This is a genomic window from Spirosoma jeollabukense, from assembly GCF_054777855.1.
In genome coordinates, this window is the sequence record NZ_BAAHAD010000008.1 from 201,482 (window position 1) to 215,309 (window position 13,828).

General features: G+C 48.8%; 8 protein-coding genes. 7 read left to right on the plus strand and 1 reads right to left on the minus strand.

Annotated features, from left to right (window positions below; genetic code table 11):
- Nucleotides 1–87: 87 nt before the first annotated feature.
- Both ACYVEA_RS25055 and ACYVEA_RS25060 read left to right on the plus strand, forming a co-directional pair.
- On the plus strand, nucleotides 88–567 hold the full coding sequence (locus tag ACYVEA_RS25055) for a PspC domain-containing protein (protein WP_461116169.1): 480 nt from the start codon (nucleotides 88–90) through the stop codon (nucleotides 565–567).
- 219 nt (nucleotides 568–786) lie between these two features.
- Nucleotides 787–1,836, plus strand: coding sequence for a LiaI-LiaF-like domain-containing protein (locus ACYVEA_RS25060; protein WP_461116170.1), 1,050 nt, complete (start codon nucleotides 787–789; stop codon nucleotides 1,834–1,836).
- Nucleotides 1,837–2,036: 200 nt separating this feature from the next.
- On the opposite strand, the gene ACYVEA_RS25065 is transcribed toward ACYVEA_RS25060, so the two are convergent.
- Nucleotides 2,037–3,053 carry a GntR family transcriptional regulator gene (locus ACYVEA_RS25065; protein WP_461116171.1) on the minus strand — a complete coding sequence of 339 codons (1,017 nt, stop codon included), beginning with the start codon at nucleotides 3,051–3,053 and terminating at the stop codon, nucleotides 2,037–2,039.
- A gap of 372 nt (nucleotides 3,054–3,425) precedes the next feature.
- Here ACYVEA_RS25065 and ACYVEA_RS25070 point away from each other — a divergent pair, with 372 nt between their 5' ends.
- From ACYVEA_RS25070 to ACYVEA_RS25090, 5 genes are all read left to right on the plus strand, one after another.
- Complete coding sequence (locus ACYVEA_RS25070) at nucleotides 3,426–5,783, plus strand: DUF1549 domain-containing protein (protein ID WP_461116172.1); 2,358 nt, start codon at nucleotides 3,426–3,428, stop codon at nucleotides 5,781–5,783.
- A gap of 116 nt (nucleotides 5,784–5,899) precedes the next feature.
- On the plus strand, nucleotides 5,900–7,348 hold the full coding sequence (locus ACYVEA_RS25075; protein ID WP_461116173.1) for a DUF1501 domain-containing protein: 1,449 nt from the start codon (nucleotides 5,900–5,902) through the stop codon (nucleotides 7,346–7,348).
- A gap of 244 nt (nucleotides 7,349–7,592) precedes the next feature.
- On the plus strand, nucleotides 7,593–9,899 hold the full coding sequence (locus ACYVEA_RS25080) for a PSD1 and planctomycete cytochrome C domain-containing protein (RefSeq protein WP_461116262.1): 2,307 nt from the start codon (nucleotides 7,593–7,595) through the stop codon (nucleotides 9,897–9,899).
- A 94-nt stretch (nucleotides 9,900–9,993) separates the two neighbouring features.
- A complete protein-coding gene (locus ACYVEA_RS25085) occupies nucleotides 9,994–11,448 on the plus strand; it encodes a DUF1501 domain-containing protein (RefSeq protein ID WP_461116174.1) in 1,455 nt (484 codons plus the stop codon).
- 119 nt (nucleotides 11,449–11,567) lie between these two features.
- Nucleotides 11,568–13,745 (plus strand): c-type cytochrome domain-containing protein, encoded by a 2,178-nt coding sequence (locus ACYVEA_RS25090; RefSeq protein WP_461116175.1) that lies wholly within the window; start codon nucleotides 11,568–11,570, stop codon nucleotides 13,743–13,745.
- Nucleotides 13,746–13,828: the final 83 nt, after the last annotated feature.

Here is a 13,828-nt window from a genome sequence, read left to right on the forward strand (position 1 = left end):
TCCATACGCGCGTCCATTCTTCCTATTCTCTTTTTGCCAAACACTCATACCTAGTACGTTTACATCGGTTTTAAACAAATCAAAGCCATGAACAAGCGATTAGAACGTATTGCTGACCAGGCCCAACTAGGGGGCGTATGTGCTGGTTTAGCCGATTATTTTGGAATTGACCGCGCGTTAGTACGCGTACTGTTTGTCATTGGGATTTTCCTGCCGCATTTCCCGGCTGTCATCATTTACATTATCTTGTGGATCGCCTTGCCAGTACGTCATTTTAGTGGCTCGACGCTTCAATCAACTGTTTACGCAAACCCTGTTTTCTCCATGAATCCCTACAACCCCAATAAACCCGCATCACCCGACCGCAGCCTTGTCGGTGGCGCCGTTCTGATTGTGCTGGGCGTATTGTTTTTGATTGATCGCTACTTCGACATTGACTTCGGTGATCTGTGGCCGTTTATGTTGATTGCCATTGGCCTATGGCTGATTTTCAGAGATCGGATTAAAACGCCCTTTGACCAGAATCAGAACGATATCAATAACGACCCTAATAACGGCACTTTGTAAGCAATGTTTGAAAACCCCTCAACCCCCTGAAGGGGACTTTGTTCGAGCATGAGAAAAGTCCCCTTCAGGGGGTTGAGGGGTTTGTAGACCAAATAATAACTATTTTTCAAATGGTTTCTAAGCGATGTATGGTGTAGGATATATGATATAAGACATAGTGCTTTCGCTGAGGTCCAGTCTCCTATATCCTACACCATACATCCTATATAAAATAAGATCATGCAACGAAGAAATGGATTGTTCTGGGGGATTTTTCTGCTTACGCTGGGCGTGTTATTCTTGGCACGACGAGCGGGATGGCTCGACGTAGACTGGCATTCGCTGGTGAATTTGTGGCCTGTATTGTTAATTCTGGCCGGCGTTAACCTGATTCTGGAACGACGTGGAAATCCGGCCGCTTTTATCACAACCGTCATGCTGGCCGTAGCTGTACCAGCTACGTTGTTTGGCTTCTTCAACCATAACCGTGACCGGGATCGCGACGGATTTCATATGCGCTGGAACCATGACGACGATGAGGATGACGACAATGACAATTCATCGGACAATGGGGATGACGACGATAACGATAATGACAATGAAGATGATTATCGCGCTGAACGTGAAAACCGAGATTCGGAAACGGTCAAATCACACACCAATACGTTCTCGGAAATGATGGATGCCAATACCAGCGAAGCGGTGCTGAAACTGGCCGGTGGAGCTGGCCGCTTTATCATCAGTGATCCAACCAGTGAACTGATCAAAGCGGATACGAAGCAAACCGTTGGCAACTATTCCATGTCGGTAGATCGCGATCCATCCACACACATTCCGACGATCGAGCTGAAACCCAAGGAGGAAAACCATCATATTGATTTGAAAGATGGTGATTACGAAAATCGGGTTGATGTGCATCTGAACGCAAAGCCCGTCTGGACAATGGACGTAGCGCTGGGCGCGGGACAGGGCGATCTGGATTTGAGTGCCTACGCTGTCAAGACTCTGAAACTGGCCGCTGGAGCCGCCGAACTCGATTTAAAATTAGGGGCCAAAGCCGATCAGTCAGATGTGAAACTGGATGTTGGCGCGGCATCCGTTACGGTGCGCGTACCGAAAGAAGTCGGTTGCCGCGTTACCAAAGATGGCGCGTTAAATATCGAGCAGCTAGACGACTTCACGGATATGGGCGGAGGGGAGTTTCTCAGCCCCGGCTACGATACCGCCAAAAAGAAAATGACCATCCGTTTCGACGGCGGAATTTCGCACTTGAAAGTGGTGCGCTACTGACCGGGATTTAACGGGTTTGGACATGTTCGGCGTAGTCTCTGACTACCGTACCAGTGGGTTAATCGCAGTGTTAGTTGGTCTCCGACTGTATTGGGAAAATGCTTTATACCGGTCAGAGACCGGGTAACGCCCGAACGTAGTCTCTGACTACGCTCAGCAAGAGTAGCACAACGGCGTAGTCAGGGACTACGCCGAACTTTTTAAAGAGACTTTCTCACAATCAACTGAAACGGATTTTCGATGTGTTCTGCGCTCGCGTTGAGCACTAATTGAGCCGCCGTTCGACCCATCTGGGCAAAATCGGTGGACATGACTGTAATACCTTCCAGCAGAAATTCCTTCAGGGGCGTTTCATTATACGATAGAATACCCACCTCCTGGCCAACCACATACGGTGTTGTTTTGATCCGCTTAATCAACTCCACCAGATCTTCCTCCATCAGATTGATATAGGCATGCTTCGGCTGGATAACCTCCTGCTGAATATTATGAATGACGCGGGCAATGAAATTATGCTCGTAGCAGAATTTATAGAATCCGTTCAGTATCGCCTTGGGGTGATACGTATAGGAAGGGAAAAGTATATTCAGCGTTGTGTATTTCTGCAGGAGCGGAAGGGATTGTGTTAAGGCCTGGTAAAGATCTTTCTCGAAATTCTGAAAGACGGCGGCATAGTTGCCGGTTACGCCTTCCAGAAGCTTATCCAGCATCACTAGCTTATGCTTTGGCAAACTGTTGATCAGTTCATCCGCTTTTTCGCCCCCCTCATAAAAATGACCGATAATGACGTAGTGCGTGTGATTGCGGGCTTGTCGCTGAATTAAATCCCGAAACAGTCGGAAGTCATTATTGTAAATAAAAAAATCAATCGCTACGCCGGGTCCAAGTCCTTCCACAAAAGAATCATAAATGATCTTCTTATGTGCGCTTAACTTGTTGAACAGCAGGAATATTTTAAGATTATTGCCTGTCTGCGTATAGTTGATATAAAAGCCTTTTCCTTTAACCGCGCCAATAATTTCTTTTTCTTTCAAAAGTTCATAGGCGCGTTCAATCGTCCCCTTCGATACGTCGAATTCAGCGCATAATTCATGAATAGACGGTAGTTTGTCGCCCGGGAGAATATCCCGGTTTTCGATGCCTTCTACGATGGAATTATAAATCTGCTGGTACTTCGGCGTGTTGGAATAGTCATTGATTTTAATGTGGTAAAGCATAATGTAGTACAGGATTCAGAATTGATCACAAAGCAAAGCAGTATCGTGACACCAACTTACCCAAGGGTACTTCACTCAGTCCATCTTTCCTGATAAACATAGAATGAGTCCCTATTAAGCGGGATTTAATTATTAAAATTTCTAATAAAATTAATCGAATAATGCTAAAAAATGGGAAGGTGTAGGAAAGTTATCTGGCATTAGATAGTAATATTGAGCTACTGAATTGTCTTTTTTGGGGAGAGTTAACTTTTTTTTCTAACTTGACGTAACGCTCCCCAACAAGCACGATGCATCGACTGGCGCGCTTGCTTAAAAATACTATCTGGCATTACTCTTGATCGTTAACTAGCTTATTTCTTTACATACATAGTGATAATAGCAGCAGAATCATTTTGGCTCTGGCAGTTTGTAGGGCGCTTACATCCACTGATTGTTCACTTCCCGGTTGGCCTACTTTGCATTGCTTTAGTACTGGAAGTAATTAGCTGGTTCCGCAAATCGACGGAATTAAAAGCGGGTATTACGGCTATGCTCTGGATTGGGACCATTAGTTCGGTCATAGCGGCTGGACTAGGGTTAATGCTGGTCAATCAGGAAGATTATGCGGGCAAGGGAGTTTCCATTCACCAGTGGTCTGGACTGGCGACCATGCTGCTGGCCATTCTGACAATCGTCGCGCTACGTTCGGGTCGGATTTTAGCATATCGGAGTTTGCTGGTTTTAACGGTCGTTGGTGTCAGTATAGCGGGTCATTTTGGTGCCCTGCTAACCCACGGCGAAGATTATTTGAGCAGTGTATTACCGGTTGGCGATCAGCCGAAAGCCCCTGGCAGCGGACCTAATTTTGCCTTTGCCAGTATGGGTAGTAACGGGCAACTCACGACTAAACAAATTCAGGATCTAAACGTAGAGGTGCGATCCATTCTGGCGCACAACTGCTACAGTTGCCACAGTGCCACCAAAACCAAAGGCGAACTGCGGCTCGACCAAAAAGTACTAATTATGAAAGGCGGCAAGCATGGCGTTATTCTGAAAGCCGGTCATCCGGAAGACAGCCAACTAATACGTCGGATCAGGCTGCCCGCCGACGATAAAGAAGCGATGCCGACCAAGGGTAAGCGGCTCACCGAAAAAGAAGTGGCGCTACTTTCCTTCTGGATAAAAGCGGGCGCTCCCTGGCCAGGCGGTGCCGAAAAAAGCATCTACCGCGTTGCCGCGCTGGAGCCACGTTTGCCCGTACTTCCGGCTGCCACCGTCGATATTACGAACCCCATTGATCGACTGGTCAACGTCTATTTTCATAAAAACAAGATTGAGTGGAAGGGCGTCGTTGACGACCGGACTTATATCCGCCGGGTATATCTGGATATTATCGGGTTGCTGCCTACCCCAACGCAGATTCAGGAATTTGAGGCTAGTGAAAAACCCGACAAACGGGAAGCTTTAGTCAAGGCACTGCTCAGCCGAAACAGCGATTACGCCCAGCATTGGCTGACCTTCTGGAATGACGCGCTCCGTAATGATTACTCGGGAACAGGCTATATTACGGGCGGACGCTACGACATTACGAAATGGCTGTACGGATCGCTTCGAAAGAATAAACCGTATAACTGGTTTGTGCGCGAACTCATCAGCCCGAACAAAGAATCGTCCGGATTTATCAAAGGCATTAAATGGCGCGGAACGATCAATTCGAGCCAGCGGACAGAAATGCAGGCGGCTCAGAACGTAGCGCAGGTGCTGTTGGGTTTGAATCTCAAATGTGCTTCCTGTCACGACAGTTTTGTCAGCGACTGGAAACTGGCCGATGCCTACGCGTTTGCGAACGTATTTTCGGATAGTACACTGGAGATCAATCGCTGCGATAAGCCTACGGGAAAGATGGCCGGCCGTAGCGTTTTGTACAAGGAACTGGGTACCATCAGCGTAGATGCACCCACCGAACAACGCCTTCGTGAACTGGCCGATTTCCTGGTACAACCCAAAGATGGCCGGCTTTACCGGACGCTGGTCAACCGGATCTGGGCGCAATTGATGGGGCGCGGCATTGTCGAACCTGTCGACGTGATGGACAACGAACCCTGGAGTCAGGATTTGCTGGATTGGCTGGCCTATGATTTTGTGCAAAATGGCTATGACATCAAAAAGCTGATTTATACCATTACTACGTCGAAAACGTATCAATTACCTTCAGTGGGTATCAAAGATGCGGGGTTGGTAACGGCTCCTACCTACGTTTTTCAGGGAATGGTCCGTCGGCGGCTCACGGCGGAGCAGTTTGCTGATGCGGTAAGTCTGGCGTTTAATCCTATTTATCAGGATACGTCGGTGGTGAAGATGCTGCCGAAAACGATCCAGAAAGAGATTGTATTTCCACGGGCGTCGCTGGTGAAAAACGATCCGTTCCTGACGGCCCTGGGTCGGCCCAACCGCGAAACGGTCAGCACCAGCCGAACCTCACAGGCCAATCTGTTACAGGCGCTGGAACTAACGAATGGTGTTACGTTCAACGAAGCACTGAAGCGGGGAGCGGAACGTTGGAAGGCAAAATACCCCTCGTCGGACCTACTAGTTAAAGAACTCTACCGCAAATCGTTAGGGCGCGATCCGATGCCTAAGGAAATGGCCATAGCGCAGAAAATTGTAGGAACTCAGCCCAGTGTAGAAGGTATAGAAGATCTGGTTTGGGCCATTGCGCTCCATCCAGAGTTTCAATTGATTTATTAACGAAAATACCCCCAACCCCCTAAAGGGGGCTTTTCCAGCCGGAGGTTTTAGCCCCCTTTAGGGGGTTGGGGGTTTTAAAACTAATTGAGATTGTTTAGAGTAACTATCGTAACGCTATGATAAACAGATGGAATCGGAGGGAGTTTCTCCAGAAAACGAGCGCTGCTACGTTGGCGGCTTTGGCGGCTGGGGCACCCATTGCGAGTTTGCTGGCGGGCTGTTCAACCGATGACAAAGGCAAGCCGAAACTGGTTGGACAGCGTGGCACCGCCGATACGGTCATTCTGCTCTGGATGGCCGGTGGCATGGCCCATACCGAAACATTTGATCCCAAACCCTACACGCCCTTTGAAACGGGGATGGAAGGCAATCGGGTGCTCAGTACGTTCAAATCAATGCCGACCGCCTTAGATGGTATTCACTTTTCAGAAGGGCTTCAATCGATCGGCAAAGTCATGGACCGGGGCACGCTGATTCGTTCCTACGTAGCGGCTGACATGGGCCACATCCTGCACTCGCGCCATCAGTATCACTGGCATACGTGTTACGAACCACCGCAAACGGTGGCGGCTCCGCACATTGGTTCCTGGATTGCCAAGGAATTAGGCTCGAAAAATCCGGTTATACCTGCCTTCATCGACATTGGGCAGCGGTTCACGGTAGGGGAGGCCGAGGAACTGAAAGCGTTTCATACATCGGGCTTCCTGGGAAATGAATTTGGTCCGTTTTTTATCCCTGATCCGAGCCAGGGATTAGAGAGTGTTCGTCCGCCAATTGGCATGGACGCGCGCCGGTTTGAGCGCAGGAATCAGTTATATAACGAGCTGATCAGCAATAGTCCGGTGGGCGAGTTTGGCAGCGATTATCAGAAAGAATCGCTACGTCGGTCGATGGAACAGGCGTATCGACTGTTGAATTCACCGGAAGCAAAGGCATTTGACCTAAGCACTGAGCCTGCTCATATCTACGAACGCTATAATACCGGGCGTTTCGGCTTGGGTTGTTTGCTGGCCCGCCGACTTACGGAACAGGGAGCGCGGTTTATCAGTGTAACGACTGAATACGAGCCCTTTAAAGGCTGGGATACGCACGAAAATGGGCATACGCGTCTGGAAGAAATGAAATGCCAGATTGATGGACCGATCGCACAATTGATTCTGGATCTGGAGAAAACCGGGCACTTAGACCGTACCCTGATCATTCTGGCTAGCGAGTTCAGTCGAGACATGATGGTAGAGGGGAGGCCGGATGCGAAAGTACTGGAGCAAGTGAACCAACCCGATATTCTGTCTGATCTGAAATTCTATGGTATGCATCGTCATTTCACGGATGGCTGTTCGGTTTTGATGTTTGGTGGCGGCATTAAAAAGGGATTCGTGTATGGCAAAACCGCCGATGAACGTCCCTGCAAGACCATCGAAAATCCGGTACGTATCGACGGCATTCACCAGACGATCTACCACGCGCTGGGCATTGCACCCGACACACAGTATGAAGTAGAAAAAAGGCCCTTTTACACAACACCGGACGGAAAAGGAAAACCCGTAATGGAGTTGTTGGCATAAACGCGCTGAGCGTAGTCAGAGACTACCGCACCGGCGGACTTCTGCTGAGTGTAGTCTCTGACTACGTTCGGGTGTTACCCGGTCTCTGACTGGAATTGATTAATTATTTTACACCGGTCAGAGACCGGGTAACACGCCGACGTAGTCAGAGACTACGCCGAACACGTATAGAGACCAACTTTTAACGAGAAGAAAGTTGAAACAGCCATTTCATAGCTTCGGAAGGCTACGGTATGTGATCGCCATGATCGTTGGTTTTGTATGGATTTTTCAGTCCTGTACAAACCACTCGGCGGACGAGGAAAGTTTGCCGGATGTGGTCAGTTATAACTTCGATATCCGGCCCATTCTATCCGACAAATGTTCGGCATGCCACGGTCCCGATGCTAACAAACGGGAAGCGGGCTTGCGACTCGACGTGCCCGAAAGTGCGTTTAAAGCGCTGAAAGAGCATCCTGGCGCACACGCCGTGGTAGCCGGAAAACCTGAATTGTCGCAGGTGTTTTTGCGAATTTCGTCACAGGATACGTCAATGCTGATGCCGCCCGTTAATTCGGGTCTTAAATTGTCGACGCGCGAAATCAAACTGATTGAAAAGTGGCTCAGGCAGGGTGCTACGTATGAAAAGCACTGGGCGTTTGTCGCACCGAAGAAACCCGCCCTACCTGCGATCAGTAAGAAAGACTGGCCCAAAAATGAGATCGATTATTTCATTTTGCAGAAGCACGAACAAAAGGGATTAGCACCAAATGACGAAGCCGACAAAGAACGGTTATTGAAACGATTAAGTCTGGATTTGACCGGGTTGCCGCCCAGTCTGGCCATGATGGATCACTTCTTGGCTGACAAAAGTGCCAACGCTTACGAAAAAGCCGTCGATCAGCTCTTGAAAAATCCGGCTTATGGTGAAAAAATGGCGCTTCACTGGCTGGATCTGGCTCGCTACGCCGATTCGCACGGGTATCAGGATGATGGATACCGCACACAGTGGCCCTGGCGCGATTGGGTGATTCATGCGTTCAATAAAAATATGCATTATAACGACTTCGTAACCTGGCAACTGGCGGGCGATTTCCTGTCAAGTCCCAAAGGCTGGGGTGGTCCGGGAACGCCCGACAAGGAACAATTGCTGGCTACGGGTTTCAACCGGAATCATAAAATTACGGAAGAAGGGGGCGTCATTCCGGAAGAATACCGGACCATGTATGTAACGGATCGGACAGACTTATTCGGAAAAGGGTTGCTCGGCGTGACGATGGAATGCGCGCATTGCCACGACCACAAGTACGACCCGTTTTCGCAGAAAGAGTATTACAAGCTCTTCGCCTTTTTCAACAACGTCAAGGAAATCGGGATTGAGTCGGTGATTGGCGGGCCTGATACGTATGCCAAAAAGCCGCTGATGGAAATTTGCGACGAAGACGTAAAGGATCTTCTGTCGTTCGTCAATAAACTGGATACCAACAAATTAATTGTCTCGGTCATGACTGACCTGGACACTACAAGAAAAACATTTATCCTGAAACGCGGTGTGTATGACGCGCCGGGCGATGAGGTCGAGCCTGGTACACCAAACGCTATTTTGCCTTTTAAAGATAGCTATCCTAAAAACCGTTTGGGACTGGCCAAATGGATGTTCGACAGACAGAATCCGCTGACGGCACGCGTCTACGTCAATCAGGTGTGGCAGGAGTTTTTCGGGAAAGGTATCGTCAAAACGCCCGGCGACTTTGGTATGCAGGGCGAACTGCCATCTCATCCCGAATTGCTGGATTGGCTGGCGGTCGATTTCATGGAGCACAACTGGGATATCAAACGGCTGGTGAAGCAGTTGGTTACGTCTGCTACGTATCGGCAGTCGGCGGTGATCAGTCCGGAAAAATTGCGAACAGACCCGGACAACAAATACCTGGCTCGTGGCCCGCGCTACCGCATTGAGGCTGAATTTGTTAGAGATCTGGTTTTGTCGAGCAGCGGGTTGTTAAATCGAACCATTGGCGGGCCTAGTGTAAAACCGTATCAGCCACCGGGTTTGTGGGAGGGCGCTACGTCAGGGCGGGGATTGTTGTCTATGTATGTGCAGGATCACGGTGCAAAGCTGTATCGACGGGGTATGTATACGCTGATCAAACGGACTGTTCCACCGCCGTCGATGGCTATTTTCGACGCCAGCAACCGCGACCTGTGCGAAGTTCGACGCTTGAAAACCAATACGCCCCTGCAAGCGCTGGTGATGCTTAACGACCCGACCGTGCTGGAGGCATCCCGCGTGCTGGCTGCCAATCTGCTACGTGAAAAAAACGGGGTAAACGATAAAATTAATAAAGCGTTTCGCCTGATTGTGAACCGCAAGCCAACCGAAAAAGAAACCGCCGTCCTGACTTCATATTACGAAAACGAGCTAAAGAAACTCGATAAAGCACAGGCGGAAAAAGCACTGGCCGTTGGCGAATATCCCATTCCTAAAGAAGTGGATAAGGTGAAACTGGCAGCCATGATGCGGATTGTTTCAACCATTTATAATCTGGAAGAAACGATTACGAAGACATGACGGATCGTAAACCCCTAAATCCCCTGACGGGGACTTTGTTTGCAAGCGAGTTAAATCCCCTAAAGGGGGTTTAGGGGTAAAAACTTGATCATTTATGGAAAAGGAAATAGTAGAACACGGACTGAATTTTAATCGACGTCGCTTTCTGTCACGGCTGAGTCTGGGGTTGGGGAGCGCGGCTTTGGGATCGTTGTTAATACCCGATCTTTTCCGGGGAAGCGGTGCTGAGGAAGACGGTTTTACCCCCGGCATCCCGCACTTCGCGCCCAAAGCCAAACGGGTCATTTATCTATTCCAGAATGGGGCGCCTTCGCAGCAGGAACTGTTTGATTATAAGCCGAAACTGCGGGAAATGATGGGGCAGGAGATACCGCCGTCGGTACGTGGCACTCAGCGTTTAACGGGCATGACGGCGAATCAGAAGGAGTTTCCCCTGGTGGGTTCGTTCGTGGATTTCAAGCAATATGGGCAGTCGGGTGCGTGGGTCAGCGATCTGTTTCCGTATACGGCTAAAATTGTGGATGACCTCTGCATCGTGAAATCCATGTTTACCGAAGCCATCAACCACGACCCGGCACTAACGTTTCTGCAAACGGGTTCGCAGCAGGGAAATCGGCCAAGTATGGGTTCATGGCTGAGTTATGGGCTTGGCAATGAAAACAAAAACCTGCCCAATTTCACGGTGCTGCTATCGCGGGGAATCGGGAACGGTCAGGGGGTGTATTCTAAATTATGGTCCAACGGATTTCTGGATTCCATTCACCAGGGTGTTCAGTTTAGCAAGGGTGAAGACCCCGTACTGTACCTGCGCGATCCCGAAGGAATGGACCGGCAGGAGCGTCGGGAAATGCTCGATAATCTCGCCCAGCTGAACGATCTTTCCTATCAGGAATTTGGTGATCCCGAAATAACGGCCAAAGTAAAACAGTACGAAATGGCGTATCGGATGCAAACGGCCGTTCCCGAGGTAATGGACTTATCAAAAGAGCCAGATGACATCATTAAGCTCTACGGGCCGGATTGCCTGGTGCCTGGTACGTTTGCGGCTAACTGCCTGCTGGCCCGCAAACTATCCGAAAATGGCGTTCGTTTTGTACAGCTTTATCACCAGGGCTGGGATCAGCACGGAAACCTTCCATTCGAAATCGCAAGGCAGGCTAAAGACGTCGATCAGGCATCAGCCGCACTGGTTACCGATCTCAAACAACGCGGTTTGCTGGATGATACGCTGGTGATCTGGGGCGGTGAATTTGGGCGGACCAGCTACACGCAGGGCAAGCTGACTAAAGACAATTATGGTAGAGATCACCATCCCCGTTGCTTTACGATCTGGATGGCGGGCGGAGGGATCAAGCCCGGCATTGTGTACGGCGAAACGGACGAAATGGGCTACAACATCGCCCGGAATCCGGTTCACGTTCATGATTTTCAGGCTACGGTTCTGAACCAGTTAGGGCTTAATCACGAGAAACTGATCTTCAAGCATCTGGGTCGTCGGTATCGCTTAACGGACGTATCGGGAAAGGTGGTTCACGATATTATTGCGTAAATATATTTACCCCTAAATCCCCTGAAGGGGACTTAACTCGCTTGCAAACAAAGTCCGGCAGCGGCCGACCGTCCTTCAGGGGATTTAGGGGTAATTGCAATCTATTTCCTCTCTTCCTGATGCAGAAAAAGTTAATTGGAATAGCAGAGCAGGGGTTGTTTGCTTCGGCGGTGTTCATCTTGTTTTTGCTCGTGTTCGAAAGCAAAATCGCTGTGCCCATCTGGTTGCAGCCCATCGGGCGGATGCATCCCTTGATTCTTCATTTTCCGATCGTCATACTGCTGCTGGCGGTGGTCATGGAAGCGTTTCGCTTCAATAAGGCGAATGCGACGAATGAATTTTATCGTACTTTTTTAACAAATCTTCTTCTGGTTGGCACGCTGCTGGCTGCTGTTACGGTCATTATGGGGTTGTTTCTGTCGAAGGAAGACGGCTACACCGGCTCGGTCGTGCAATGGCATAAATGGACAGGAGTAGGAGTTTTTTACGTATCAACCCTCATTTACTGGACTCGAAACAAGTTTTGGTATTCTCCAATGATTGCTCAGTCAAGCGCTGCTTTCATGGGCCTGGTTCTAATCGTTGCAGGGCATTACGGCTCAGCTATTACGCATGGTTCCGATTTTATCCTTGGACCGATAATAAAAAACAAAACAGCTGAACCCGTCGATCTACAGCAGGCACTCGTTTTTAATGACGTAATCAAACCTATTTTTGAGCAGAAATGTACCAGTTGCCACAATCCCGACAAATTAAAAGGCGAGTTAGCGCTGACAGATGCCAAATCGATCAGGCAGGGCGGCAAAACGGGAAAACTCTTTGTTGCCGGTAAACCTGAAATCAGTTTACTGTTAAAACGTATACACCTACCGGTAGAAGAAAAAAAGCACATGCCTCCTTCGGGGAAAGCCCAGCTTACGACAGATGAAGTTAAACTTTTGTCGTTGTGGGTAAAGGGTCGGGCCGAATACAATAAGAAAGTAATTGCGTTGCCCGCTACCGATTCGCTACGTATCATGGCAGCCGCTATGTTTAAACCGATTAAACAGGTCGAACCCGGATATGCGTTTGATGCGGCTGACGAAGAGACGGTTAAAAAACTGAATACGGATTATCGAACCATTGCACCGTTGGCCAAAGAGTCGCCGGCTTTAGCCGTCAATCTGTACAACAAAGCGACGTATTCACCAGCTCAGTTAAAGGAACTGAGCCCAATTAAAAGCCAGATTGTATCACTGAATATGAACAAGTTACCTGTACACGATGCAGATTTGAAGTACGTTGGGCAGTTGGAGAACCTGCAAAAACTGGATATAAATTTCACTGATATTACCGGCAAAGGGTTAAAAGAACTGACACCGCTCAAACAGTTGCAAAGTCTGGCGCTTTCGGGCACAAAAATAACGTATGCGGATTTGCGCAGTCAGATTGGTGGCTTCAAAAATTTGAAAACATTGGCACTTTGGGAGACTGGACTGACTGATAATGAGGTCCAGCAGTTGAAGAAATCAAATCCGAATATCCGGTTCATGGCGGGATTTGACGGCGATAAGAGCGAGCCTATCCGGCTCAACGTACCACAGGTAAAAAACAGTTCTATCATTTTCAATCAGTCAATTATTCCGCAAATAAAACACCCGATCAAAGGCGTTGAGATACACTACACAACCGACGGCACAGAGCCCGACAGCCTTAAATCACCAGTATTGGGTGATAAAATTATACTGACCGAAACCACGAACATCAAAGCTAAAGCCTATAAATCGGGTTGGTTGAGCAGCCCCGTTGCTACGTTCAATTTTTACAAAAGTAACTACAAACCCGACAGCGCGAATCTGTTGATGCCACTCAATCCGGTTCATCAGGCGGATGGCGCAAATACATTCTTCGATCATAAATTAGGCACATTTAGCCCCAACAGCCCAGCCTGGGCCAATAATTGGGCAGGTGTCAGAAAAAACGATCTGGTGCTGGTTGCGGAGTTTAAAAAGCCAGTCAGTGTTACGTCCATCGGCTTGCGAACGATGATCGAACCTGAAACGGGAATCTTTCCGCCAGAAGCCATCGAAATCTGGGGAGGCAACAGCCGGGATCAGATGAAGTTGATTGGTAGGACAAAACCCAGTTTGCCCACGAAAAAGAGCGATCCCAACCTGGCTGAGATCGAATGCACGTTCAAGCCACACACAGTTTCCTTTCTGAAAGTTGTAGCCAAACCAGTGGCTAAGCTTCCCGAATGGCATAGTAGCAAAGGGAAACAGGCACTGCTATTGGTTGATGAAGTATTCATAAATTAAGCTCTGCTTTGTAGGATTCAGAAACGCCTTCATATAATAGGATAAGGTAAGTTGTGTTCTGTAATTGTCTATAAAACAGGCGA